General features: G+C 67.1%; 21 protein-coding genes. 1 reads left to right on the top strand and 20 read right to left on the bottom strand.

Annotation, left to right across the window (positions count from 1 at the left end; all coding sequences use genetic code 11):
- Positions 1-9: 9 nt before the first annotated feature.
- From DACI_RS21935 to rpoN, 5 genes are all read right to left on the bottom strand, one after another.
- Complete coding sequence (locus tag DACI_RS21935; RefSeq protein WP_012206155.1) at positions 10-3,873, bottom strand: ATP-binding protein; 3,864 nt, start codon at positions 3,871-3,873, stop codon at positions 10-12.
- Between the two features lie 48 nt (positions 3,874-3,921).
- Complete coding sequence (locus tag DACI_RS21930; RefSeq protein WP_012206154.1) at positions 3,922-4,122, bottom strand: hypothetical protein; 201 nt, start codon at positions 4,120-4,122, stop codon at positions 3,922-3,924.
- A gap of 1 nt (position 4,123) precedes the next feature.
- Positions 4,124-4,318: a hypothetical protein gene (locus DACI_RS21925; RefSeq protein WP_012206153.1), complete on the bottom strand. Its 195-nt coding sequence runs from the start codon at positions 4,316-4,318 to the stop codon at positions 4,124-4,126.
- A 48-nt stretch (positions 4,319-4,366) separates the two neighbouring features.
- Entirely contained in the window at positions 4,367-4,693 is a 327-nt protein-coding gene (locus DACI_RS21920) for a hypothetical protein (RefSeq protein ID WP_012206152.1), read from the bottom strand.
- 168 nt (positions 4,694-4,861) lie between these two features.
- Entirely contained in the window at positions 4,862-6,424 is a 1,563-nt protein-coding gene (gene rpoN, locus DACI_RS21915; RefSeq protein WP_012206151.1) for an RNA polymerase factor sigma-54, read from the bottom strand.
- A 328-nt stretch (positions 6,425-6,752) separates the two neighbouring features.
- Here rpoN and DACI_RS21910 point away from each other — a divergent pair, with 328 nt between their 5' ends.
- Positions 6,753-8,330, top strand: coding sequence for a nitrogen regulation protein NR(II) (locus DACI_RS21910; protein ID WP_012206150.1), 1,578 nt, complete (start codon positions 6,753-6,755; stop codon positions 8,328-8,330).
- An 18-nt stretch (positions 8,331-8,348) separates the two neighbouring features.
- Here the strand turns inward: DACI_RS21910 and DACI_RS21905 are convergent, their stop codons facing one another.
- The 15 genes from DACI_RS21905 to livH form a co-directional block, all read right to left on the bottom strand.
- Positions 8,349-8,627, bottom strand: coding sequence for a GlsB/YeaQ/YmgE family stress response membrane protein (locus DACI_RS21905; protein WP_012206149.1), 279 nt, complete (start codon positions 8,625-8,627; stop codon positions 8,349-8,351).
- A 71-nt stretch (positions 8,628-8,698) separates the two neighbouring features.
- Positions 8,699-9,226, bottom strand: coding sequence for a hypothetical protein (locus tag DACI_RS21900; RefSeq protein WP_012206148.1), 528 nt, complete (start codon positions 9,224-9,226; stop codon positions 8,699-8,701).
- A 67-nt stretch (positions 9,227-9,293) separates the two neighbouring features.
- Positions 9,294-10,937: a sigma-54-dependent transcriptional regulator gene (locus tag DACI_RS21895; protein WP_012206147.1), complete on the bottom strand. Its 1,644-nt coding sequence runs from the start codon at positions 10,935-10,937 to the stop codon at positions 9,294-9,296.
- A 131-nt stretch (positions 10,938-11,068) separates the two neighbouring features.
- Positions 11,069-12,139: a DNA topoisomerase IB gene (locus DACI_RS21890; protein WP_043783600.1), complete on the bottom strand. Its 1,071-nt coding sequence runs from the start codon at positions 12,137-12,139 to the stop codon at positions 11,069-11,071.
- A 424-nt stretch (positions 12,140-12,563) separates the two neighbouring features.
- Positions 12,564-14,651 (bottom strand): catalase, encoded by a 2,088-nt coding sequence (locus DACI_RS21885; RefSeq protein ID WP_012206145.1) that lies wholly within the window; start codon positions 14,649-14,651, stop codon positions 12,564-12,566.
- 152 nt (positions 14,652-14,803) lie between these two features.
- A complete protein-coding gene (locus DACI_RS21880) occupies positions 14,804-15,016 on the bottom strand; it encodes a hypothetical protein (protein WP_012206144.1) in 213 nt (70 codons plus the stop codon).
- 216 nt (positions 15,017-15,232) lie between these two features.
- Positions 15,233-16,210 carry a non-homologous end joining protein Ku gene (gene ku / locus DACI_RS21875; RefSeq protein WP_012206143.1) on the bottom strand — a complete coding sequence of 326 codons (978 nt, stop codon included), beginning with the start codon at positions 16,208-16,210 and terminating at the stop codon, positions 15,233-15,235.
- Positions 16,211-16,244: 34 nt separating this feature from the next.
- A complete protein-coding gene (gene ligD, locus DACI_RS21870) occupies positions 16,245-18,860 on the bottom strand; it encodes a DNA ligase D (RefSeq protein ID WP_012206142.1) in 2,616 nt (871 codons plus the stop codon).
- A gap of 141 nt (positions 18,861-19,001) precedes the next feature.
- Entirely contained in the window at positions 19,002-20,000 is a 999-nt protein-coding gene (locus tag DACI_RS21865) for a hypothetical protein (protein ID WP_043782257.1), read from the bottom strand.
- Between the two features lie 290 nt (positions 20,001-20,290).
- On the bottom strand, positions 20,291-21,067 hold the full coding sequence (locus DACI_RS21860) for an SDR family NAD(P)-dependent oxidoreductase (protein ID WP_012206140.1): 777 nt from the start codon (positions 21,065-21,067) through the stop codon (positions 20,291-20,293).
- A complete protein-coding gene (gene pdxK, locus DACI_RS21855; RefSeq protein ID WP_012206139.1) occupies positions 21,064-21,975 on the bottom strand; it encodes a pyridoxine/pyridoxal/pyridoxamine kinase in 912 nt (303 codons plus the stop codon). Before pdxK ends, DACI_RS21860 begins: the two co-directional genes overlap by 4 nt.
- A gap of 167 nt (positions 21,976-22,142) precedes the next feature.
- Entirely contained in the window at positions 22,143-22,844 is a 702-nt protein-coding gene (locus DACI_RS21850) for an ABC transporter ATP-binding protein (protein WP_043783597.1), read from the bottom strand.
- Positions 22,845-22,852: 8 nt separating this feature from the next.
- Positions 22,853-23,620: a high-affinity branched-chain amino acid ABC transporter ATP-binding protein LivG gene (gene livG, locus DACI_RS21845; protein ID WP_012206137.1), complete on the bottom strand. Its 768-nt coding sequence runs from the start codon at positions 23,618-23,620 to the stop codon at positions 22,853-22,855.
- A gap of 52 nt (positions 23,621-23,672) precedes the next feature.
- Entirely contained in the window at positions 23,673-24,911 is a 1,239-nt protein-coding gene (locus DACI_RS21840; protein ID WP_012206136.1) for a high-affinity branched-chain amino acid ABC transporter permease LivM, read from the bottom strand.
- Positions 24,911-25,837: a high-affinity branched-chain amino acid ABC transporter permease LivH gene (livH, locus tag DACI_RS21835; protein ID WP_012206135.1), complete on the bottom strand. Its 927-nt coding sequence runs from the start codon at positions 25,835-25,837 to the stop codon at positions 24,911-24,913. Before livH ends, DACI_RS21840 begins: the two co-directional genes overlap by 1 nt.
- Positions 25,838-25,891 lie beyond the last annotated feature (54 nt).

The raw sequence follows: 25,891 nt of genomic DNA, 5'->3' as shown, positions 1-25,891 counted from the left end.
AAGCAGTCCTCACGGCAGGGGGCGCAGGCCCGCCAGCAGACGCTCGAGCGTGTCGAAGCTCACGGGTTTGACCAGGTGGTGATCCATGCCGGCTTCCCGCGATCGTCTCAGGTCCTCCTCCTGCCCCCAGCCCGTGAGCGCGATCAGCACGACCTGGTCGCGGCCGTGCTCTGCACGGATGCGGCGGGCGACCTCCAGGCCGTCCATGCCGGGCAGGCCGATGTCCAGCAGCACCACTTCGGGCCTGAACGCCGCGTGCATGGCCAGGGCTCCGGGGCCGTCGCGGGCAATCTCGACTTCGGCGCCCAGCAGCCTGAGCAGCATGGCCAGGGTGTCGGCGGCGTCGATGTTGTCATCGACCACCAGGATGCGGCCGAAGGCCGTTGCATCCTCGGGCTGGGCATTCGGTGCCTGTCCCGCCGGGGGCTCCGCCTGGGTGGGCAGGGGCAGGTACAGCCTGAATTCGCTGCCCTGGCCCTTGCCTTCGCTGAGCGCCTGCACGCTGCCGCCGTGCATCTCGACCAGGCTGCGCACCAGGGTCAGCCCGATGCCCAGGCCGCCCTGCCCGCGGCGGCCGTTGCGGTCCACCTGCATGAACAGATCGAACACCTTGCCCAGCAGGGCGGGCGGGATGCCGATGCCGTTGTCGCGTACCGAGACCACGGCCTGCGCGCCATCGGTCCAGGCGGCCAGAACGATGTGGCCGCCGGAGTGCGAGTACTTGGCGGCATTGTTGAGCAGGTTGGAGACCATCTGCGCCAGCCGCATCGGGTCGGCCAGCAGCGACACGGGCGCGGCGGGCAGCTCCAGGCGCAACTGGTGGCTGCCTGCCTCCATGACCGCGCCGCTGGCCGCCACCACGCCTTGCAGCACATCGTTCAGGTCCACCAGTTCCTTGCGCAACTGGACCTTGCCCGTGGTGATGCGCGAGACCTCCAGCAAGTCGTCCACCATGCGGATCATGTGGTTGACCTGGCGCTCCAGCATCTCGTGGCTGTGGCGCACGCTGTCGTCGCCGCTGGCGGTGCGCTTGAGGATTTGCAGGCCGTGGCTGATGGGCGCCAGCGGATTGCGCAGCTCATGCGCCAGCGTGGCCAGGAATTCGTCCTTGCGTCGGTCGGCTTCCTTGAGGTGGTGCTCGGCCTGTTTGAGTTCGGTGATGTCCTGGATGACGGAGCAGGTGCCTATGAGCTGGCCGTCGTCATCGCGCAGCGGCGCGCAGCTGACGCGCATCCACCATTCGCGCCCATCGTCGTCGGTGTGCAGCATCTCCAGCCCCGGCATGACCACTTCGCCGCGCAGCGCGCGCTTGCCTGGCCAGTTCTCGGGGGCAATGGGCTGGCCCTTGTCATCCCATCCCTTCCAGCGCGGCATGCGGTCCGCCAGGGTGGAAGGAATGGCGCGCGGCACGAAGCGGTCCATGATCGCATTGCTCAATACCATGGTGCCGCTCATGTCGGAGACGCCCACGCCCGCGGGCATCTGGTCGATGATGGCGCGCAGCTTTTTCTCGTTGGCCTGAACGGCGGCGTGGGCCTGTTCGCGCACACTCACCAGCTGCAGCAGCGATGCGATGCGCGCCAGCAGCTCGCGCGCCGAAAAGGGCTTGACCAGGTAGTCGTCCGCGCCCGCGCGCAGGCCTTCGACCTGGGCCTCCTGGCCGGCCCGCGCGGACAGCATGATGACGGGAATGGCGCGCGTGGTCTCGTCACTGCGCAGCGCATGCAGCAGCTCGAAGCCGTCGAGCACGGGCATCATCACGTCGGCCAGCACCAGGTCGGGCCGCTGGCGGTGGATGCTGGCCAGCGCGGCGCGGCCATCGCCCACGATCTCCACTTCATACAGCGGCTCCAGCAACTGGCCGATGTAGCTGCGCATGTCGGCGTTGTCATCGGCGCAGACGATGCGGGCACGCGGGGGTAGGGCACCACCGTGCATGTCCTGCTGCATGGGCCTGGCTTCGTCGCTGGCAGCCGGGGCGGGCTCGCCCGGCAGCCAGCGCAGGGCCTCATCCACCTGCGGGTGCGCGGCAGGCGGGCGCGCGGGCCGGTGCTCGGCCGGAAGATGCGCATGCCCCCTGGGCAGGCGCACGGTGAAGCGGCTGCCTTCGCCCTCCGTGCTGCTGACCGTGACGGTGCCGCCATGCAGCCGAGCCAGCTCCTGCACCATGGCCAGGCCGATGCCCGTGCCCTCGTGCGTGCGGGCCGGCTTGCCGGGAATGCGGTGAAAACGCTGGAAGAGATGGGGCAGGTGCTGGGGCGCAATGCCCGATCCGGTGTCGGTGACGGACAGCTCCACCGCACCATTGGCCCCGCCCGCGCCGTGCGCATCGTGCACATCGGGCACATCGCGCAACGCCACGGCGATTTCGCCTTGCAGCGTGAACTTGAAGGCGTTGGACAGCAGGTTGAGCACGATTTTTTCGTACATGTCGCGGTCCACATGGACCGGTCCGTCCAGCGGCGGGCAATCCACGCGCAGCCGCAGGCCGGCTTGCTCCACGGCCGAGCGGAACATGCTGGCCAGCTCGGCCGTGGTGCGGGCCAGGTCCGTGGGCTCGTAGCTGGCCTGCATGCGCCCGGCCTCGATGCGCGAGAAGTCCAGCAGGGCGTTGACCAGTTTTTGCAGGCGCAGCGCGTTGCGGTGGATCATCTGCGTCTGCCCGGCCGGCACCTGGCCGCCGTGCTCGCGCAGGGCATCTTCCAGCGGGCCCAGGATCAGCGTCAGCGGGGTGCGCAGCTCGTGGCTGATGTTGGAGAAGAACACGGTCTTGGCGTGGTCCACCTCGGCCAGGGCCTTGGCGCGCCGTGCTTCCTGCTCGTAGGCCTGGGCGTGCGCGACCACGCTGCCCGTGTGGCTTGCCACCATGTCGAGGAAGGCGCAATAGTCCACATCCAGCGGGCGGCGCGGGCTGACGCCCAGCACCATCACGCCCGAGACCTGGCCGTCGCCCGACCAGCGCACAGGCACGATGCGCGCCAGACGCGAGGCCTCGGGCCAGGGGCCGCCGGGCAGGAACAGGCCCAGGGACGCCAGTTCCACATTGACGGGCTGGCCCGGTTGGGCCGCCTGATGCGCCTGGTCCGTTAGGTCCGCTCGGTCAGATGGATCGGATTGCACGGCCCGGTCCAGCGGCCAGCGCGAGGGGTCGGCCGCCAGGTCCATGTCCAGATCCATGCCCGTGGCGCAGAGCATCCTGAAGGCCGGGCCGCTGTCGCCTGCGCTGCCCGCGGCAGGGGTGTCCACGCATTCGTAGATGATGGCGAAGGGCACGTCGTAGGGGTTCTCGTCCAGCACGGCGCAGACTTTCTGGGCGGCGTCCCTGGCGTTGTGCATGTCCAGCGTGCGTATGCCCAGGCGGTGCAGCGTCTCCAGGCGCCTGCGGCTGACGATTTTTTCCGTGGTCTCGGTGCAGGGGCAGAACACGCCCTGCACGGTGACGCCGTCATCGGCCAGGATGGGGCCGTAGGTGAAGGTCACGAAGACTTCTTCCTGCGGCAGGTCGCGGTCGAAGAAGTAGCGGGCGTCGGTGGACCAGGTGGCCTCGCCGGTACGCATCACGCCTTCCAGCATGGGGCCGATATCGCTCCAGATCTCGCTCCAGCAGTGCGCGCCGGCCTGGCCCAGCGCCTGGGGGTGCTTGCTGGTTCCCAGGAAGGGGATATAGCCATCGTTGTAGATCAGGCGGAAGTCTTCGCCCCACCAGATGGTGATGGGAAAGCGCGAACCCAGCGCAAGGCTCACGGCGTTGCGCAGGTTCTGCGGCCAGCCGTCCGGCGATCCCAGGGGCGTGGCCGCCCAGTCGTGGGAACGCACGCGTGCCGGCATTTCGCCGCGCTGCGGCAGGAATCGAAAACTGTCTTCTGAGTTCACACTTTCTCCCACGGCAATTGCGGGTCTCGGGCCTGGCCGCAGTCGCGGTTATTTTGACTTGGACTGGCCCGCGTGCCTGCCCCGGCCCGAGCCCGACAGCTTGCCGCCGCCGCTTTGCCTGTTCACGGTGGCCCAGGCGCGCTTTTCAGCTTCTTCGTGGCCCACGCCGCCCGACTCGTAGCTGTCTTCGATATGTCGAGCCTGGCGCTTTTGCTTATCGGTATAGGCCGATTTGTCACCTTGTGGCATGTCACTCTCCCTTGCGCGTCTGTTCCTGCTCCGGGGACGGTGGCAGCTCGATGGGCGGCGCCGTGGTGGGCGGGTCGATGGGCTCGGGCCCGCGCGGGCGGCCGGGCTGGCGGTTGGGATCATCGGGGGCCACGGGGTCATTGGGCGTGGTCGGCACCTGGGGAATATTGGGTGCGTGGGGCAGAGGGTGGTTCATGGTGCGTGTCCTTTGGCGGGTGTGTGGTGATGAGGGGTGGATGCCCGCTCAGCGCGCAGGCGTGGAGGTGGGGGCAGGCGTCGTGGCCGGATCAGCCTGCTGCGGCGCGGCGGAAGGCGCGGGCTGTGTCGCGGGAGACGGTGAGGGCGAAGGTGAGGGCAACGGTGAGGACGAAGGCGTTCCAGTCGCTCCAGTGGCACTGGGCGCATCCAGCCGGCCCTTGGGGGCCATGAAGTTGAACATCAGCACCAGGATCAGTGCGACGGCGGCGGTGAGTGCGCCTATGCGCAGGGGCCAGCGTCCGTCGCGGATGTGGTTGTTCTCGCTGCGCTGGCGTTCGAGGGGGGCATGCATTCGGCGGGGTGAGTTGTCCATGGCGGGCTCCTTCAGTCCATGAGCTTTCACCTTAGGCCGGGCGGCGGCCTGCAACTGTCGGACAAGGCATGCCCTGCGGGAGCGACAAGCCGCTGCACGGCGGTGGGGCTTGGCAGGACGGGCCGGACAGGCTTTGGACAGGCACGCCGCTTGCCACCAAGCCAGGTTTCAGGCGTGGCGCCTGCGCCGGTCGGCCGGTTCTATGCGCAGCAGCTGGCGGTATTTGGTGACGGTGCGGCGCGCCACGACCAGGCCCTGGGCACTCAGCTGGCGTGCGATTTCGACATCCGACAGCGGCCGGGCATCGGACTCGGCCGCGATGATGTCGCCGATCAGCTCGCGGATGGCCGTGGCCGAGCAGGCATTGCCGCTGGCGCTGAGCATGGGGCGCGAGAAGAAATGCTTGAGCTCGAAAACGCCCGTGGGCGTGGCCATGTATTTGTTGTTGGTCACGCGCGAGACGGTGGACTCGTGCACGCCCACTTCCTCGGCAATCTCGCGCAGCACCAGCGGCTTCATGGCCATGGCGCCGAACTCCAGGAACAGCTGCTGCTTGCGCACGATGGCCTGCGCCACGTCGAGGATGGTGGAAAAGCGCTGCTCCACGTTGCGCACCGTCCAGCGCGCATCCTGCAGGTGGTCGGCCAGTTGGTTCTGGCCGCTGCGGCGGTGGCGCTGAAACAGTTGCTCGTAGACGCGGTTCAGGCGCACGCGCGGCACGACCGCGGGGTTGAGGTGCACGTTCCAGCCGTTCTGGCCCCGGCGCACGATCACGTCGGGAACGATGTAGTCCACGTGGGAGGAGCCGAAGTTCCAGCCCGGCCTGGGGTTCAGCCGACGTATGCAGTCCAGCGCCTGCGTGATCTGCGCGGGCGGCACCTGCAGCGCCCGGGCCAGCCGGGGCACGTCGCGGGCGGCCAGCGCATCCATGTGGTCCTGCACCATGGCCTGGGCCAGCTGGCGCAGGCGGGCATCGCCGATCTGCGGGCATTGCAGCAACAGGCATTCGCCCACGCTGCGGGCGGCCACGCCGGCCGGGTCCAGCGATTGCACCAGGCGCAGGGCAATGAGCATTTCCTGCGCGTCAGGTGCGGGGCTGAGGGCCAGCAGGCCGGCCAGCTCCTGCAGGTCGGTGCGCAGATAGCCGTCGTCGTCCAGCGACTCCACGATGGCCCGGGCCATGCACAGGTCGCGTGGCGTCATCGCCATCACATTGAGCTGGCCGTGCAGGTGCATGGCCAGCGTGGTCTCGCAGGCGGCCAGATCCATGGCCGTGCCTTCTCCATCCACCCCCTGGCGCGCGCCCGTATGCATGTCGGCCAGCCACAGGTCGCGGTCGTCGGCGGGTTCGGTGGCGGGGCCGGGCAGGTGGTCGGCCGGGTCGGGCGGGTGCTGCATGCCGGGGAGGTCGCGGTCCATGTCCATACCGATGCCCATGCCGATGCCGTCATCCATGCCGGTGTCCGGGGCCAGGCCTGCCTCCGGGGCCAGCCTGCCCATGCCGCCTTCCCGGCCCTCTTCACCCAGCTCCTTGCCGTCGAGCAGCCCCTGTTCGTACTCGCCGTACTGCGCATCCTGCGGGTCTTCCAGGAACGGGTTGTCCTCCAGCTTGCTGCGCACCACGGCGGCAAAGTCCAGCGAGGACATCTGCAGCATCCGCACCGCAAGCTGCAGGCGGGGAGAAAGCGTCTGGGACTGGCGTATGTCCGCCCTGAGGTGCATGGAACCCATTTCATCTCCTTGGTGCAATGACACGAAGACGCAAGCTCCATGCCGCCATGCGGGCGGCGAATCGTCTGGATACACTTTGGGCACGAAACCTGCTGTGGTCTCCCTGCGCAGGCGGCACGGGGCCCAGGGTTTTGCCGCCGCTGCGGGAGATCGGTTCTGGAACAGCGGGGCCGGTCATGGCGTCCACGGCAGAAATTGCCGTTTGGGCGCAAGGTTTTCTGCAAACTTTGCCATGTACCAGTCCACCAGCTTCCACACGGTCCCGCCCCCGGGGGCCCAGAATTCCGTTCCACGGGAGGCGCCGCGTGATGCCCTGCCCGAAGATCCCATGTCCATACGCCTGAGGTTGGTCCTGCTGCTGCTGGCCTTGCTGGTCTTTGTGCTGGCGGCCTCGTCCTGGCTGCTGTTGCGCGCCTACCAATCCGAGCATGCGGCGCAGGAGCAGGCCGCGCGCGTCAGCAGCATGGCCGTGGCCCGTCTGCTGGACAAGGAGCCGGGCACGGCCGGCGTCGACCAGGTGCTGGCGGCCCTGGGGCCCTTGCTGGACTCCGGCTGGCCCGGCTTTCTGGTGGACAGCACAGGCCGCGCCCTGCCGGCCGGGCCCGGCGCGGCAGCCGACCTGCCTGCCTTGCCCGCCGATTTCAGCGAGCGGCTGGCGGCCAGCCTGGCGCAGGCTGCGCCCGGCGTGAGCAGTGCGGGGCAAGGCGCAGAGCAAAGCGCAGGTCAGGGCGCAGGGCAGGGAGCTTCGCAGGGCTGGCTGGATCTGCCAGATGCGCAGGGCGGGCCGCTGCGGGCCTTCTTCAGCAAGTCCGCCCAGGGCTGGACCTGGGTGAGCTGGGTTCCCTGTTCTGCGCTGGACCCCGCATGCTCCCGGCCCCTGAAGGGGGTGATCTGGGTGGCCATCGTTTTGTTTGCGGTGGCGGGCCTGGGATTGGCGCGGCTGGCGCTGCGGGGCAGCGCTTCCCTGGTGTTGCCGGCAACGGGCGGCAATGCGCAAGACCATGGCCAGGGCGGCGGCGGTGCCGGCCTGTCAGAAGGCGCTGCGGTGGACACTGCCGGCCTCGAAGAGGCCGCTGCCCGTCTCCAGAGCGAACGTCTGCAGGTGGTGGGGCGGCTGGCAGGCCGGTTTTCCCATGAGTTCAACAACCAGCTGGGCATTCTGAGCAACAGCGCCTATCTGATAGAGCGGCGCTCCGAGGACCCGGCACTGAGCCTGCCTGCCCAGGCCATGCTGCGCTCGGTGGACACGGCCAGCCGCCTCACGCAGCAACTGCTGCGTTTTGGGGCGCACCATTGCACGCATGCGCTGGTGGTGGACCTGTACCGCTGGCTGCCCGGCCTGCAGGGCACGCTGGCCGTGGTGCTGGGCAAGCGCATGGCGCTGGAGGTGGCGGAGCCTGCCGAGGCCAGTCAGCCCGGCCAGCCGGCGCCGCGATTGGGCGTGCACGTGGACCCGGACGAGCTGGAACTGGCGCTGATCAGCATTTTTCTCGCCATCCGCGAAGCGATGACCGATGGCGCGCAGGTGCACATGGCCGCCCGGCCCCTGTCCGAGGATCAGAACCAGGATCAGGACCAGGCCGCAGCTTCTCGAGGGAATGCGCTGGTGGAGATCCGCATCGAGGCCCTGGCCCACGGGGCGGGCGCGGCCAGCACCGGCACCGGCGAGGCGGGCGCGTCACTGCTGGACAGTGTGGAAAGGCAGGACCCGCCGCCTGTCTTCACTCCCTTGAACGATTCCGATGCGGACGCCACCTGCGGCCTGAGCCTGGCGCGCCGCCTGTGCCTGGAGCGCGGCGGCGTGGTGCGGGCCGAGGGCGAGCATGGCCGCTGCCTGGCGGTCTCACTGGTGCTGCCGCGCGTGGCCATGGCGGCGCAGGACTGTCTGGCGCAAAGGCTGGACTGACAGGCTGCCTGGCCGCTTTCAGCGCGGCACGCTCGGCTTGCACAGGTTGAAGATGGCCAGCAGCGCAACGGCGCAGGCCAGAGAGACGAAGATGGACATGGAGGTGGCCGGCGCCTCCGTCTGCGCATTCATGGCCGAAGGCCCCAGCAGCGGCGCCAGCAGCCAGCCGCCCAGCAGTGCGCCAATGGCGCCTATGACCACGTTGAGCAAAATGCCTTGCTCGGCCTGGGTGTTCGTGACCATGCTGGTAATCCAGCCGACCAGGCCACCCACCATCAGCCAGATGAGGAAGTCCATGCCATTGCCCTTGAAAAAAAGTTACGGTTGGTTGTCAAGGGCAATCGGCGTGCCTGGCTCCTGCAGGCCGTTCAGAGCCTCGGCTTGGCAGGGGCGGTGTCCTGGTCCGAAGCGGGGCGCAGCTCTGCACGCTCCGCCTCATGGCCCGAAGGCGTCTGGGCATCCAGGCCCCGGTCGGGCGACTCGCTGACCTGGGGCAGGTCGGCGGCGTGCTCTATCAATTCCTCGATGATGAAGCGGCCATACAGTTGGGCGCGCTCGGCGCCGGCGGCCTTCAGGGCATCGGCGGCCGTGCGTGCGGCCTCGTCGTTGTCCACGCGCACCACCAGCCAGTGGTAGCCGCGTTCGGCCAGGGCCTGGTGGGCCTTGACCAGGTTGAGCTCCTGGCCCACGGCGGCAACGGGGCTGGCCTGGCGCAGGTCTTCATCGATCTGGGCCAGCATTTCCCGGTCGGAATAGCGCTGGATGTCCTGGGCGGGCAGCTCAAGCGCCTGCAGCGCGGCCACGCCGTCGTCGGCCTGCGCAGCCGTGGGAAACGAGACCACCATGTGGCCCACGGGCTTGAAGACACCGTAGGCGCGGGGAGGAGAGGAGTCCATGGGCTTGTCCTCGGTTGCAACGAAGGTGCAAGCAAGGCGGCAAGCAGCGTGCCTGCAAGTTTGGGTGTCAGCCGTGCTCGGCGTCCGTCTCGCCCTTTTTGCCGCCCGCATAGTCCCTGAGCCGGTTGTACAGGGTCTTGAGGCTGATGCCGAGCACGGCTGCCGTGCGTTCCTTCTGGTACTTGCACTGCTTGAGCGTGGCCTGGATGAGCAGCCGCTCGGCCTGCGCCATGGTCATGCCGATGGGCAGCTGTATGGTGGCCGGCTCCGTGTCGGGCAGGTCGTAGGTGGCGACTGCATGGGCGTGGTCGGCGGGCGCATGCGCTGTGATGGTGGGGGTGATGGGGGCGGTCAGTGGCGCGCTCACTGGCGCGTTCAATGGCGCGCTCATTGGCATGGACCGCGCCTGCGGCATATGTGGCATTTGCGGCATTTGAGGCACTTGCTGCAGGTGCAGGGCGTGGGCGGCCGGATGCACCGGGACCGGCTGCTGGGCAATGGCCACGGGCGGCCGGGGCAGCCATTCCTGGCCCACCAGCGGGCCGGGCTCCATCACATAGGCGCGCTGCACGGCATTGCGCAACTCGCGCACGTTGCCGGGCCAGCTGTATTGCGCAAGCTGCTTGAGGGCCGATGCCGTGAATTGCTTGGCCTGGCCCTCGCGCTGGGAGATGGCCTCCATGAAATGCTGCGCAAGCAGCGGAACGTCGGTCAGGCGCTCGCGCAGCGGCGGCAGCTCGATGGGGAAGACGTTCAGGCGGTACAGCAGGTCTTCGCGCAGCTTGCCGCTGGCCACGGCCTCGTAGGGGCAGCGGTTGGTGGCGGCGATCACGCGCACATCGGTCTGCAGCGTCTGGGTGGAGCCCACGCGCATGAAGCGCCCGGTCTCCAGCACGCGCAGCAGCTTGACCTGCAGCTCCATCGACATTTCCGTGATTTCGTCCAGAAACAGCGTGCCCGTGGCCGCGCGCTCGAAAAAGCCCTGGTGCTGGCGGTCGGCGCCGGTGAAGCTGCCCTTTTCGTGGCCAAAGATCTCGCTTTCGATCAGGTGCGGAGAAATGGCACCGCAATTGACCGCCAGGAAGGGCCGGCTGCGCCGCTGGCTCAGCTCATGCAGGGTCTGTGCCACGACTTCCTTGCCGGTGCCGCTTTCGCCCGTCAGAAAGACCGTGACCGAGGTGCCCGCCACGCGCTCCATCTGCTGGTACAGCCGCTGCATGGGGGCCGAGCCGCCCCACAGCCGGCCAAAGCGCCCTTCCTGCGCGCAGTAGCCGGCGCCGGGCCTGTCTTGCGGGGTGATCTGGTCGAAGGCCGCGCCCGTGACGGTGCTGGTGCCCGTCTCCGGCAGGCCGGCCGTGGGGATCAGAAAGCGCGAAAGAATGTCCTCCAGCCGCCCGATGCCCACGGGCTTGACCAGATAGTCCATGGCGCCGCGGCGCAGGGCCTCGATGGAGGAGTCCAGGCTGGCGTGGCCGGTCACCAGCACGATCTGCGAGTCCTGCGGCACCTGCTGGTCGCCAAAAAGGTCCATGCCGTTGCCATCGGGCAGTTGCAGGTCCAGCAGCACCAGGCTGGGCGGCTGCATGGCCATCTGCCGGCGCGCGTCGCGCAGGGTGTGGGCCACGGCGACCGAGAAGCGGTCCACGCCCACGAGTTCGCGCATGGTCGCTGCGGAATCCGCATCGTCATCGACGATCAGCACGTGGTTCATTGCATGGCCTCCAGGGGTCCTCGCCGCAACGCGTTTTGACAAAATTTCATGATCTGCCAGTTTAAGGGCGAGCATGCGGGCGTCTTGTCAGTCCACAGGCACAGTGTTTGCCGGGCGTGCGGGAGGCGGCATCAGGGAGGCGGCTGGCGACTGGCGCGCCGGCCGCTGCGGGGCTGCAGCAGCCCCAGGAACAGGCATTCCTTGGCGCTCAGTCCGCGCGGGCGCCTGTCCGGTGCGGTGGGAATGTCCTGTCCAGGTTGCTCGCACAGGGCCAGCACCTGGGGATGGATGTAGAACTTGCGGCAAACCGCACAGGTATTGCCCAGGCGCCGGGCGACCTGCGTGACCAGAGCGTTCAGCGCCGCCGCACTGGTGCCTGCGCCTTCTTGCGACGCTGCCTTGCCTGCGGTCAGCGCCAGTTCCAGCGCCAGTTCCAGCGCGTACACGCTGGCATGCCAGGTGCGGAAATCCTTGGCGCTGAAATCCGGGCCGTCTGCGGCATCTGCGGCATCAGCGGCATCAGCCCCATGGGCCGCAGCCTTGCCGCAAATCCTGCGGATGTAGTCGTTCACATGCTCGGATCGCACATGGTGGACTTCGCCTTCATCGTCGATGAACTGGAACAGCCGCTGGCCCGGCAACTCCTGGCAGCGCTTGACGATGCGGGCCACGGCCCGGTCGGACACGCGGGCCTGCTGCAGCACGCCGCTCTTGCCCTTGAAGCTCAGCGTCAGCTCACCCGCGTGCACCTGGGCATGGCGGTTCCTGAGCGTGGTGAGGCCGTAGGAGCCATTGCTCTCGGAATACTCGTCATTGCCTATGCGCAGGGCCGTGCAGTCCAGCAGCCAGACGATGGCGGCCACCACGGTGTCCAGCTGCGGCCGGCCAGGCTTGAGGTCGCGCGCCACCGCCCGACGGATGGCGGGCAGGTGGCGGCCAAAGGCGCGCATGCGGTCGAACTTGACCTGCTTGCGCTGTTCCTGCCACTGCGGGTGGTAGCGGTACTGCTTGCGGCCCCGGGCGTCGCGGCCCGTGGCCTGCAGGTGGCCCTGGGGATCGGGGCAGATCCAGACATCCACATAGGCCGGTGGAATGGCGAGTTTGCGGATGCGCGCCAGTGCCTGGGCATCGCGCACGGGCTTGCCGTCCTGTGCCACATAGGAAAAGCCCTTGCCGCGCCGCACGCGGCGCCAGCCGGGCATGCGGTCGTTCACATAGGTCAGGGCAGGGCCGGGGCCGTCTGCGTTCGCTGCCCTGTCCCTGGCTGGCGCGGAGCTCAGTGCACCCCCTGCGGCGGCGGTGGAGGCGGGGCAATGGGCGGGTCGGAATAGGGCGAAGGTGCCGGGGCCGGTGGCGGGTCGCCCACGGGCGGAACCAGCGGCTCGGTGGGTGGCGGGTTGACGGGGGGCGCAACAGGCGGGGTGACAGGTGGGGTGACAGGGGGTGCAGGTACCGAAGTGATCATGGGAAGTTGCTCCTGTAGGGGTGGCAGGCGGGGCCGGCCTTGGCGTTGCCGTGGCAAGCGCCATGCCTGGACCCGAGGGAAATGGCCCGGGTACAAGGCTGGTTGAAGTCCGGCGCGGTGCCATCTGGTGGCAATGATGTGGCGCACGCCGGGGCGGGGGGTCAGGCCAGCGTTCTCAGCTTCGCTTCGCGGGCCCAGAAGCGCTTTTTGGCGCCTTCGATGAAGGGTTCGGGCTTGTCGATGGGGAACACGCCCTCGTCCGGCGTGATGCCGGCCGTCTTCATGATGTGCTGCGTGGCCTTGCAGGCGGCAATGGCCTTGAGGTGGCCGAAGGCGTCGCGGAACCAGTCCTGCGCGGCTGCCTCATGGGCCAGCGCCTGGCCGCGCTCCAGCGTGATGATGGACACCACGGCATCGAACTGCGCGGACGGCGATCCGGCCAGCTGGCCGTCGGCGGGCAGGTGGCTGCCGTCGTCCAGCGTGGCGCCGCCGATCTTGGGCGCAATGATCTTCACGCTGGCCTTTTGCGCCACCAGCGCCTGGTGGAAGGCGGCAACGTGCCGGGCGCTGGAGCCTTCGTCCACCAGGATGGCAACGCAGCGGCCCTGCAAGGTGGGCTTCATGCGGTCGATGATGCGCGTGGCCGGGCTGGGCGGCAGCTTTTGCGGGGGCACGGCAGGCTTGGCGGCAGGCGGCAACTGGGGCAGGCCCAGGCCGTCGGCCACGCGCTTTGCCAGGTCGGCGTCTATCACCTGCAGGTGGCCGACCACGGCCAGGCGCACATGCGGCGTCTGTACCTTGGACAGCTCGAACACCAGGGCGCTGGCGATGTGGGCCTGCTCCTGCGCGCTCTGGCTTTGGTAGAACATGCGCGCCTGGCTGTAGTGGTCGGCAAAGCTCTCGGGGCGGATGCGGCCCTTGGCGCCCTCCTGCGCGGGCTGCGCAAAGTGCCGCAAGCCGCGGGCTGCCGAGGCGCGCGGGCTGTCGGCCTGCAGGCTGGAGGGCTCGTAGGCCACGCGGCCCTTGGGCACCTCGGTCTGCATGTGGCCGTCGCGCTGGTGGTGGGCGAACGGGCATTTGGGCGCGTTGATGGGCAGCTGCGTGAAGTTGGGCCCGCCCAGGCGCGACAGCTGGGTGTCCAGGTACGAGAACAGGCGGCCCTGCAGCAGCGGGTCGTTGCTGAAATCGATGCCGGGCGGGATATTGGCCGGGCAGAAGGCCACCTGCTCGGTCTCGGCGAAGAAGTTGTCGGGCCAGCGGTCCAGCACGAAGCGGCCTATCTTGCGCAGCGGAATTTCCTCTTCGGGGATGAGCTTGGTGGGGTCCAGGTGGTCGTAGGGCAGGGCGTCTGCCTGCTCCTGCGAGAACAGCTGCACGCACAGCTCCCAGGCCGGGTAGTCGCCCGCCTCGATGGCCTCGAACAGGTCGCGACGGTGGTAGTCGTTGTCTGCGGCCTGCAGCTTGAGGGCCTCGTCCCAGACCGTGGACTGGATGCCCAGTTCGGGCCGCCAGTGAAACTTCACGAAGGTGCTTTCACCCTGGGCATTGACCAGCCGGAAGCTGTGCACGCCAAAGCCCTCGATCATGCGCAGGCTGCGTGCAATGGTGCGGTCGCTCATGATCCACATGACCATGTGCATGGACTCGGGCATGAGGGAGATGAAGTCCCAGAACGTGTCGTGCGCCGTGGCGGCCTGCGGAAAGCCCCGGTCGGGTTCCATCTTCACGGCATGGACCAGGTCGGGGAATTTCATGGCGTCCTGGATGAAGAAGACCGGTATGTTGTTGCCCACCAGGTCCCAGTTGCCCTCTTCGGTATAGAACTTGATGGCAAAGCCGCGCACATCGCGCGGGGTGTCCACCGAGCCTGCTCCACCGGCCACGGTGGAGAAGCGCACAAAGATCGGCACTTGCTTGCCGGTTTCGGTCAGGACCTTGGCGGTGGTGTACTCCTCCAGCGAATCTGTCAGCTGGAAATAACCGTGGGCGCCTGTGCCGCGTGCATGGACGATTCGCTCTGGAATGCGCTCATGGTCGAAATGCGTGATTTTCTCGCGCAGGATGAAATCTTCCAGCAGCGTAGGGCCTTTTTCCCAGGCGGTGAGAGAGTTCTGATTGTCAGGAACCGGAATTCCTTGCTGCGTGGTCAATCCGGGGTGCTGTCCGTCGGCCTGTTGCTGTAATTCTCCGCCATGGCCCGTGGGGGATTGCTTGGACGATTTCTTTTCACCAGGGGATTTCTTAGCCACGATTTACTCCTTGAAAGAAAGAGGCTGGCCTGTTGTATGAGGCAATAATTATTGGAAGAGGCGATTGGCTGAGCCAAAGGGCATCGTCAGCAAAGCTCTGGAGATAAAAAAAGGGCCCAGGGGGCCCTTTGCCAGTTCACGCTATCGGCAGCTTAACGCTGCTGATGGCTGCCCTGCTTTTGCTGTTCCCCTGGTTGGTTGCGCTGGGGATTGCTCTGTTGCTGCTGTTGGTTGGGATTGTTCGGGTTGTTGGGATTGCTTTGCTGCTGCTGCCCCGGATTGTTCTGTTGCTGCTGCTGCTTGTTCTTGTCGTTTTGCTGGTTGCTGGCCGTGTTGCCTTGAGGGTTGTTGGTCTGTTGCGTCATTTCCGTACTCCTTAAGTAAACAGCGATGCCGTCATCACTGCAATTTCATTGTGCGACCGTGAAAATGGCCGGCTTGTAGGATATTTGGAAGATTACTTTTGGTAAAGCATTGGAATTTGCTATGGAGTGGTCTTGTTCCATTTTGTCGGTACAAATGGATGTATTTCTTATAATGAAATTGCTTTTGTAAAAAATGCAGCCAGGCCAAATATGGGGTTATTTGGCGGCGGGGCGTTTTGCAGGGGCCCTGGCCGGGTTTTTTGTGGATTTTGTCGATTTTCTGGGCGCTGGGGTCTTTGCATTTTTTACCGTTGACGCGGTATTTTTTTCCTTGGCTGCGGTGGCGGATGGTCCGCCTGCGCCCTTGCCCAGGCTGTTCTTGAGCAGGGCCGTCAGGTCCAGCACGGCCGCGTTGGCCGGCGCGGCGGGTGTGGTCTCCTGTTTTTCCACGTTTTGCACATCGCCCGCATGCGCCTTGGCCTGCACGAGCTGGTGGATTTCCTCGCTGAAGGAGTTGCGGAACTGGTCGGCGTCCCAGGCCTGGCTCATGTCCTTGATGAGGGCCATGGCCATGGTCATCTCGGCGCTCTTGATGCCGGCGGCCTTGGCGTCCAGCGGCGGAAGGTCCAGCTGCTCGAAGGAGCGGATCTCGCCGCCCCAGCGCAGCAGGTTCAGCACCAGCGCCCGGCCGCAGGGAATCAGGATGGCCAGGTGCTGCTTGGTCTGGATGACCACCTTGGCCACGCCCACCTTGTTGCTCTTGCGCAGGGCCTCGCGCAGCAGGGCGTAGACCTTCTGGCCACGGTGCAGGGGGGCGGTGTAGTAGGGGCGTTCCAGGTAGATGAAGGGGATGTCCTGGGCATCGACAAAGGCCTCGATCTCGATGGTCTGCGTGGTCTTGGGAAAGGCGGCGGCAATCTCTTCAGCGCTCAGCACCACGTAGCGGCCTTCTTCGAATTCCACGCCCTTGACGATGTCGGCCGTGGCCACTTCCTTGCCCGTGACCTTGTTGATGCGCTTGTAGCCCACGGGCTGCATGTTGCGCTTGTCCAGCCAGTCGAAGTCGATGTCCGAGCTGGCCGTGGCCGCGTACAGGCCGATGGGAATGTGCACCAGGCCAAAGCTGATGGCGCCCTTCCACATGCTGCGCGCGGAGGTGGACGGGCTGGATTTGGGGGAGGCGGCTTTCTTCATGGCGGTGCTTTCTTCGATTCCTGCAGGACGGTGCTCAGTGCTGCGCCTCGAAGCCCAGCGCCTTCATGGCGCGGCCCAGGCCCACGGCGGCCGTGCCGTAGTGCTCCCAGGGGGAGTTGCCCAGGCGCAGGCGCTGGTCTACCGAGCGAATGGTCCAGTGCGCGCCGCCCGTGAGCCTGTCCAGCTCGTTCCAGGCCACGGGCACGGAGATGCCCATGCCCGGCCGCGCCCGGGCCGTCCACGCGCAGGCCGTGGTGGCGCCGAAGCCGTTGCGCAGGTAGTCCACAAAAATCTTTCCCACGCGGTTGCGCGGCCCGCTTTTGGCCACGAAGCGCTGGGGCACGGCATGGGCCAGGTGCTGGACCACGGCCTGCGAGAAGGCCTTGACGGTGTCCCAGTCCAGCAGCCGCTTGATGGGCACGACCACGTGCAGGCCCTTGCCGCCGCTGGTCTTGAGGAAGGCCGGCAGCTCCAGCTCCTGCAGCAGCACATGCAGCAGGCTGGCGGCCTCCTGCACCTGCTGCCAGGGGACGCCTTCGCCCGGGTCCAGGTCGAAGGTCATGCGGTCGGGCCGGTCGATGCGGTCCTTGCGCGCGTTCCAGGTGTGCCATTCGATGGTGTTCATCTGCGCCGCCGCCACCAGGCCTTCGCGCCGGGACACCTCCATCAGCGGGGCATGGCCGGGGTCCAGTTCCGGCGTCAGGGCGGCGATGCCCTGCAGCGGCGCCTGGTCGAGGTGCTTTTGGAAGAACAGCTCGCCCTCGATGCCGTCCGGCGCCCGCACCATGGCCACGGGCCGGGACTTGAGGTGGGTGATCATGAAGGGCGCCACCGTGGCGTAGTAGCGCGCCAGATCCATCTTGGTGATGCCGGTGGAGGGATCGATGACCCGCTCGGGATGGGTGATGGTCATCGAGGCGGGCAGTCGCGCCGCCCTGGCATTGCGGGTTTGCGTTCGTGCGGCGCCAGGCGTGGCTGCAGCGCTGGCGGAAGATGCGGTCGATGGCACGTGCTGTGGCTCCTCTTTGACAATGCTGCGCGCAGGCTTGTCCGCACGCAGGCCCTGGAATACGGCATGGCGGACCTGGCCGTCCTCGGTCCACTGCGCGAACGAGACCTCGGCCAGCAGCGTGGGGCGCACCCAGTGCACCCCGCTGCCAAGGCCCCGGCTGTCCGCCAGCGGCGAGGTGCCGGTGGCAAGGCGCTCCAGGCGCTGGCGCAGGTCGGCCAGTGTGCGCCTGTTGAACCCCGTGCCCACCTTGCCTGCCGCGCGCAGCTGGCCGTCCTCGCCATGCACGGCCAGGACCAGGGCGCCCAGGCCCGTGCGCGTGCCCTGGGGATCGGTGTAGCCCGCGATCACGAATTCCTGGCGCAGGCCGCACTTGAGCTTGATCCAGTCCGCACTGCGCCGCGAGGCATAGGCGCTGCCGCGCCGCTTGCCGATCACGCCCTCCAGGCCCAGCTGGCAGGCGGCGGCCACCAGGTCGGCGGGCGGGGCGTCAAAGGCCTCGCTGAAACGAAGGCGGTCCGAAGGCGCCTTGTGCAGCAGGGCCTGCAACTGCTGGCGGCGCTGCTCCACGGGCTGGGGCCGCAGGTCCTGGCCGTCATGCCACAGCAGGTCAAACGCGAAGAACACCAGGTGGTCGGTGCGCTCGCCGTCAAAGGCGTTTTGCAGGGCCTGGAAGTCAGGGCGGCTGTCGCTGTCCAGCATCAGCACCTCGCCATCCACCCAGCCCGATTGCAGGGGCAGTGCGGCAAAGGTGTGGGCCAGGGCGGGCATTTTGGTGGTCCAGTCCTTGCCGTTGCGTGTGAAAAGGCGAACGGCGCCGTCCTCGATGCGCGCCAGCAGCCGGTAGCCGTCGAACTTGCTCTCAAAGATCCATTGCCCGGCATCTGCAGGTGCATGGTCCACCAAGGTTGCCAGCTGCGGGGCGATGCTCTGCGGCATGGGCGCGGTGACGGGCGTAGCGACGGGCGTGGTGACGGGCGCTGTAGCGGTGGGCAGGGGAAGGCCGGCCACGCTGTCGGGCATGTCCTCGACCACGTTGAATTCGCTGGCAGCACGTTCCAGGCCGTCGTGCTCCTTGATCAGCAGCCAGGCGGGCTTTTTGGCGTCGTCCTTGCCGCGCATGCGCACCAGGGTCCAGCGGCCCTGCAGCTTGTGGCCGCGCAGTTCGAACTTGAGCTTGCCCTTGCGATAGCCTTCGGCCGCATCGCCCTCGGGCAGCCAGGTGCCACAGTCCCAGATGATGACCTTGCCCGCGCCGTACTGTCCCGGTGGAATCTGGCCCTCGAAACGGTTGTAGGCCATGGGGTGGTCTTCCACCTGGACGGCCATGCGCTTGTCGGCCGGGTCGTAGCTGGGGCCCTTGGGCACGGCCCAGCTTTTCATGCTGCCGTCCAGCTCCAGCCGAAAGTCGTAGTGCAGGTGGCTGGCCCAGTGCTTTTGAATGACAAATTGCAGGGCGCCCGCGCCGGGCTGCCCTGCAATCGTCTCACTGGAAGGTTCTGCCGAAGGTTCCGGTGTGCGCGTGAAGTCGCGCTTTTGCCGGTACAGCGCGAGCGAGGCCTGGGGTGTCGCCGCCTTGGCCGCCCCATTGGTGGGGCGGGCCTGGCGGGATGCCTGGAACTTGCTGCGCGTGGCCGGCATGGCGGCATCCGTCAGTGGATGAGCGCAATCAGGATGATGATGGGAATGGGAACGCCCAGGAGAAAAAGCAGTATGGATCGCATGGCAAGCCTCCGTTGAATGGATTGAATTGGATTGATTGGGTTTCAGTGCCGGGGATTATCAAAAGGCATCGCGTTGACGACCACCCCAGGTGGCGCACAGGCTGCCCACAAAAGCGCCCAGCATCAGCGAAACAAACAGCCAGAGCATGGAATGGGCCGTGGCCTTGCGCGCCTCTTCGGCTGCCTGCTTGGCCTTTTGCTTGGCTTCTTCAGCCTTTTGCTCGGCCTGCTTTATCTGCATTTGCACGGAATCAAAGGTGCTACGCACTTTCTTTTGCGCATCTTCCACGGACATATCGGAATTGCGCGCAATCAGCTGGGCCAGGTATTGCTCGTCGGCGGGAGACAGCTGGCCGGTGCGCAGCGACTGAGCAAAGATCACGCCGGCCTCGCGGGTGGCGCTGGCCAGGTCGGCGGGGGTGGCATTGCTGGTGGTGGTTGCGGCGCCGGAATTGCGGAACAGGCTGCCGGTCCAGTAGGCCAGGCCCTGGGGCGAGGCATCGGCGCCCGAGGCGCCGGCCATGGCTGCGGCACCGCCTGCAGCCGCACCGCCGGCGGCGCCGATCGCGCCGCCCACCACGCTGGAGGCGCTGGTGGCCACGGTCTGCGCGGCCTTGAAGGCGCCGGAGACGGCACCGCCTGCAGCGGCGCCCATCAGGGCCACCATGGCCAGCGTGGCCAGTGCCCAGGACAGAAAGCCGTGGGCCGTGTCGCGGAAGTAGACCTCGTCCGTGTGCACGCCTTGCCAGCGTGTGCGCAGCCGCCCGGCCAGATAGCCGCCCACGCCGGCCGAGGCCAGCTGGGTGAAGGCGATCCAGGCCACGGCCGTCAGGCCCAGGGCGCCGGCATCCAGGCCTTCACCTGACCATACCGACACCGATGACAGGCCCAGGCCCGTGCCCAGAATGAACAGCAGCAGCGACAGCGATGCCGCCGCCATGGCGCCGGCAAATATCGCGGCCCATGAAACGCCGCTGCGTGAGGTATCTACGGTGGCGACCGTGTTGACCACTGGCGCTTCAGCCAGGGGCGCGGATTCGGAATAGGCAATGGACATGGCCGACTTTCTTGGAGTTGAGTGCCCCATTCTTGCCAGTCGCAATAGACGCCGCTGTAGGAGGATTGGAAATGCAGGACTGGCAAACGCAGATGAAAAACGTCATCCTTTGCCAGATGACGATTTTCAAGCGAATGCGCAGGCTGGATATGGAAAATGCTGCCTGCAATCGGTAATTCTTGCAGAACATTTTCCAGGGCGGGTATTGGGATTATTCAGGTCAGTGCGGCGACGCCTTTTTCCATTGCCGGATATTCATCGCCGCATTGAGGCTGCCATCCGGAAAATGCTCAGGGCTGGCGCACGTCGGCCACCACCTGCTCGCCAAAATCGGCACGCTGCAGCCAGCCCAGCACCTGGGCTGCCGCTTGCTCGGGCGTGGACAGCTTGCCGCCCTCCTTGAGCTGGGCAAAGTTGCCTGCGTCGGGGAAGGCGGCGGCATCGGCGCTGCGCAGCTGCACCTGCATGTCGGTATCGATGACGCCGGGCGCCAGCGAGCAGATGCGCGCGCCGTGGGGCTTGAGCGCCTCGTCCAGCGCCACGCTGCGGCTGAAGTGGTCCATGCCGGCCTTGGCCGCGCAGTAGGAGGCCTGCGAGGCAATGGCGCGCCGGCCCAGGCCCGAAGAAATGTTGAGCACCTTGCGCGGCACGGCCGTCCAGCCCTCGGTGGCGGCCAGGAAGGCGGCCGTCAGCAGCATGGGCGCCTCCAGCCCTACGCGCATGGCCTGGGCAATGTCGGCGGGCTGCAGCTGCGACAGCGGCGCAATCTGCGGAATCACGCCCGCGTTGTTGATCAGGGTGACGCTGGCGTAGCGCGTGGCGTCCATGCCGGCCAGCCAGTCGCCCAGCCTGCGGGCTGCGGCCTGGGGCTCGCCAAGGTCCACGCTCCACTGCTGCAGCGGCGCGCCCGCCGTGGCGGCCGCCTGGGCCAGGTCTTCGCTGGTGGAGCGCGACAGCGTGACCAGTTCATGGCCGGCATCCAGCAGTTGCCGGGCCATGGCCAGGCCCATGCCGCGCGAGGCGCCGGTAAGAATCGTCAGGGAAAGAAGAGGCGATGCATTGTTCATGCGGGCGATGGTATCGCTTGTGCCCGTGCTGCCGGCCCGGCCGCTGCCTGGGCGGCGACAGGGTCCGATGGCAGCAGCAGCTCGGCGCTGTGCGCCTGCCGGGTGCGCTCCAGCGCCTGCACGATGCGTTCGCAGGCACGCTCGGCCGCCTCGTGCAGGCTGGCGCCCTGCAGCCAGTGGCCGGTGAGTGCGGCACTGAACAGATCGCCCGTTCCCTTGGGCACCGCATCCACCCGCGCGTGGGTGATCACATGCACGTCATCGCGCGTGACCAGGGCCACGCGCATGCGCTGGGCAGGCTCGCCGTCCAGCTCGGGCGATGCGCTGGTCACGGCCACCCACTGCGTGCGTCCCTTGAGCAGGCTGCGCGCGGCCTGGACCACATCGTCCATGCCGCGCACAGGGCGCGCGGTCAGCCGTTCCAGCTCGAAATGGTTGGGTGTCAGCCCGTCGGCCAGCGGCAGCAGGTGGCGCTGGTAGGCCTCGACCATGGCGGGGTCCACATAGATGCCGCTGTCGTGGTCGCCGATCACCGGGTCCACCACCACGCGCAGGCCGGGCCGCTGCGTCAGCAGGCCGGCAACCCAGTCCGCCAGCAGCGTGGCCTGGGCCGGCCCGCCCAGGTAGCCGGCCAGCACGGCCTGCAACTGCCGCAGCCCGCCGCGCGCGCCCAGGTCCTGCAGATAGCCCGCAAACCACTCGGCGGAAATTGCTCCGCCGTGGATGCTGGGATAGTGCGGCGTGTTGCTGAACACCACCGTGGGCACGGCCGCCGCCGCCAGCCCCAACGCTTGCAGCGTGGGCATGGCCACGTTGTTGCCAACGCGGCCGTAGACGACCTGGGACTGCACGGACACCACGTCGATGGCCAGGGGTTGCAGCATGTCTTGGGGGGCGCAGGCGTTCATGGGCGTGGGGGAGCAATGAGAGGCAGGGACGTGTTTTATAACGCCTGCGCCCAGGCCGCAGACCCCACAATCGGCCGCGCATGACCAGACCACTGTGCGATCTGCGCGTGAAAAGAAAAAGGCCCGCCGAAGGGCGGGCCCGTCGAGCGCCAAGCGCCTGTGCGTTGTCAGGCGCCCAGGTAGGCGCGGCGCACGGCGTCGTTGGTCAGCAGGTTGGCGCCGGTGTCTTCCAGCACCACCTTGCCGGTTTCCAGCACATAGCCGCGGTCGGCGATCTGCAGGGCACGGTTGGCGTTCTGCTCGACCAGGAAGACCGTGACGCCGGCCGTGCGGATGGTCTGGATGATCTCGAAGATCTGCGCAATGATCAGCGGCGCCAGGCCCAGCGTGGGCTCGTCCAGCAGCAGCAGGCGGGGCTTGCTCATCAGCGCGCGGCCGATGGCCAGCATCTGCTGCTCGCCGCCCGACATGGTGCCGGCGCGCTGGTGGGCGCGCTCACGCAGGCGCGGGAAGAGGCCGAACACATGTTCGATGCTGGCCTCGATCTGCGGCTTGTCCAGGAAGAATCCGCCCATCTTCAGGTTGTCCGTGACCGTGAGGTCCGAGAAGATGCGCCGTCCCTCGGGCGAGACCGCGATGCCCTTGCGCATGATGTGGTGCGAGGGCAGCTGGGTGATGTCCTCGCCCTCGAACGAGATGCGGCCCGAGCTGGCGCGCGGGTTGCCGCACACCGTCATCAGCAGCGAGGTCTTGCCGGCGCCGTTGGAGCCGATCAGCGAGACGATTTCGCCCTGGTTGACGTGCAGGCTCACGCTGTCGACCGCGCAGATGGCGCCGTAGTGGGTGGAGATGTTCTCCAGTTGCAGCATGGCAGGCATCAGGCTTCTCCCAGGTAGGCCTTGATGACCCGTTCATCGTTGCGGATGGCATCCGGCAGGCCCATGGCGATGGGTTTGCCGTACTCCATGACGAGGATGCGCTCGGACACGCCCATGACCAGGCCCATGTCGTGCTCGATCAGCAGCACGGCAATGCCGTACTGGCGTCGCAGCTGGTCGATCAGGCCCTGCAGGTCCTTCTTCTCCTGCGGGTTCAGGCCGGCGGCCGGTTCGTCGAGCATGAGCACGCGCGGCTTGGTGATCATGCACCGCGCGATCTCCAGGCGGCGCTGGTGGCCGTAGGCCAGGTTGCCGGCCTCGCGGTTGACGAACTCGCGCAGGCCCATGACGTCCAGCCAGTGCAGGGCGCTCTCGATCTTTTCCTCTTCGCTGCGGCGGTAGCTTGCCGTGTTGAACAGGCCCGACAGCAGGTTGACGCCTGAGCGGCGGTGCTGTGCCACCAGCAGGTTTTCCAGCACCGTCATGGACTTGAACAGCCGCACGTTCTGGAAGGTGCGCACCACTCCGTGGTTGGCCACGTGGTGGCTGCTGCGGCCCTCGATGGCGCTGCCGTCCAGCGTGACGGAGCCGCTGCTGGGCTGGTAGAAACCGCTGATGCAGTTGAACACCGTGGTCTTGCCGGCGCCGTTGGGGCCGATGATGGCAAACACTTCCTGCGGGCGCACGTTGAAGCCCACATGGTCCACGGCCAGCAGGCCGCCGAAGCGCATGCACAGGTCTTTGACTTCTAGCAAATACTCGCTCATTGCCGGCCCTTGCTGCTTTCTGTTGTCCCAAAAATCATGGTGTCGGCATGCCTCATGAGCGCACCTCCACATGGTGGCGGCGCATGGGCAGCAGGCCCTGCGGGCGCCAGATCATCATCAGCACCATCACCAGGCCGAAGATCAGCATGCGGTACTCGGAGAACTCGCGCGCCAGCTCGGGCAGCACCGTCAGCAAGATGGCCGCGATGATCACGCCCAGCTGCGAGCCCATGCCGCCCAGCACCACGATGGACAGGATCAGCGCCGATTCGATGAAGGTGAACGATTCGGGGTTGACGATGCCCTGGCGCGCCGCGAAGAAGGCGCCGCCCAGGCCGGCGAACATGGCGCCCAGCGTGAAGGCGGACAGCTTGATCTTCATGGGGTTCAGGCCCAGGGAGCGGCAGGCGATCTCGTCCTCGCGCAGCGCCTCCCAGGCGCGGCCTATGGGCATGCGCACCAGGCGGTTGGAGATGCACAGCGTGATCACGGCCAGCAGCAGCGCCATCAGGTACAGGAAGATCACCATGTGCAGCGAGCTGAACTCCAGCCCCAGGAACTGGTGGAAGGTCGTGCCGCCCTCGGTGGAGGGGGTGCGCGTCATCTCCAGGCCCAGCACCGTGGGCTTGGGGATGCTGGAGATGCCGTCCGGCCCGCCCGTGATGCTGGTCAGGTTGACCAGCATCAGGCGGATGATTTCGCCGAAGCCCAGCGTCACGATGGCCAGGTAGTCACCGCGCAGCCGCAGCACCGGAAAGCCCAGCACGAAGCCGAACATCGCGGCAGCGGCGCCAGCCAGCGGCAGCGCTTCCCAGAAGGACCAGCCGGCCCAGTGGAACAGCAGCGCATAGGTATAGGCGCCCACGGCGTAGAAGCCCACGAAGCCCAGGTCCAGCAGGCCGGCAAAGCCCACGACGATGTTCAGGCCCAGGCCCAGCATCACGTAGATCATGGCCAGCGTGGCGATGTCCACCGCGTTGCGGCCCGCGAAGAAGGGCCAGGACACGGCGATCAGCAGGGCGGCCAGGATCAGGCCGTTGCGGTGGCTGGGGCGTGCGTGCGGCAGCGAGGGCAGCGAGACCTTGGGCATCTTCGCTGCGATCAGCGGGCGCAGAAGCTGCACCAGGAAGACCAGGGCGCAGGCCCAGGCCACCACCGTCCAGTCGGGGTTGATGATGGTGCGGGTGCCGGCGCGCTCCAGGTGCAGGCCGAAGATGGGCGTGACGACCACGGCCGTCATCACCGTGGCGATCAGGGCGTCGCGCAGGTTCAAGGTGGGTTTGGCTTTCATCAGACCTTCTCCACTTCAGGCTTGCCCAGCAGGCCCGTGGGGCGGAACAGCAGGATCAGCACCAGCAGGCCGAAGGCCACGATGTCCTTGTACTCGGACGAGATGTAGGCTGCCGCAAAGGTCTCGGCCACGCCCAGCAGCACGCCGCCCAGCATGGCGCCGGGGATGGAGCCGATGCCGCCCAGCACCGCCGCCGTGAAGGCCTTGATGCCGGCCAGAAAGCCGATGAACGGGTTGAGCTTGCCCACGGCCAGCGCGATCAGCACGCCGCCCACGGCTGCCAGCATGGCGCCGAGCACGAAGGTGAACGAGATCACGCGGTTGGTGTCGATGCCCAGCAGGCTGGCCATGTGCATGTCCTGGGCGCAGGCGCGCGAGGCACGGCCCATGCGGGAATGGCGGATGTACAGCGTCAGCAGCACCATGAGCACGATGGCGACCACGATGATCAGGATGCGCGAGTAGGGCACATAGATCTCGAAGCCACCTTCGGCGCCGAAACGCAGCGCGCCGGGCAGCAGCGAGGGCACGGCCATGTCGCGCGCGCCCTGGCCCAGGGCCACCCAGTTCTGCAGGAAGATGGACATGCCGATGGCCGAGATCAGGGCCACCAGGCGGGGGCTGCGGCGCAGCGGCTTGTAGGCCACCTGTTCCACCACCAGGCCGTAGACGCCGGTGACGAAGACCGACACCACCAGCATCAGGCCGATGATGGCCCACACGGGCAGGCCGCTTGTCGTGCCGATGGCCGACAGCGTGACCAGGCCGATGTAGGCGCCGATCATGTAGATGTCGCCGTGGGCGAAGTTGATCATCCCGATGATGCCGTAGACCATTGTGTAGCCGATGGCGATCAGGGCATAGATGGCGCCCAGGGACAGTCCGTTGAACAGCTGCTGTATCAGCTGAGGTAAGAGTTCTGACATGGTGTAATGCCGCCCCAAAACAGGAAAAGGCCTAAAAGGCCAGGATGCAGACAA

This window comes from Delftia acidovorans SPH-1 (assembly GCF_000018665.1).
In the GTDB taxonomy this organism is placed as follows: Bacteria; Pseudomonadota; Gammaproteobacteria; order Burkholderiales; family Burkholderiaceae_C; genus Comamonas; species Comamonas acidovorans.
Note: the sequence above shows the minus strand (reverse complement) of the source record. Positions and strands in the feature narration are given on the sequence as shown.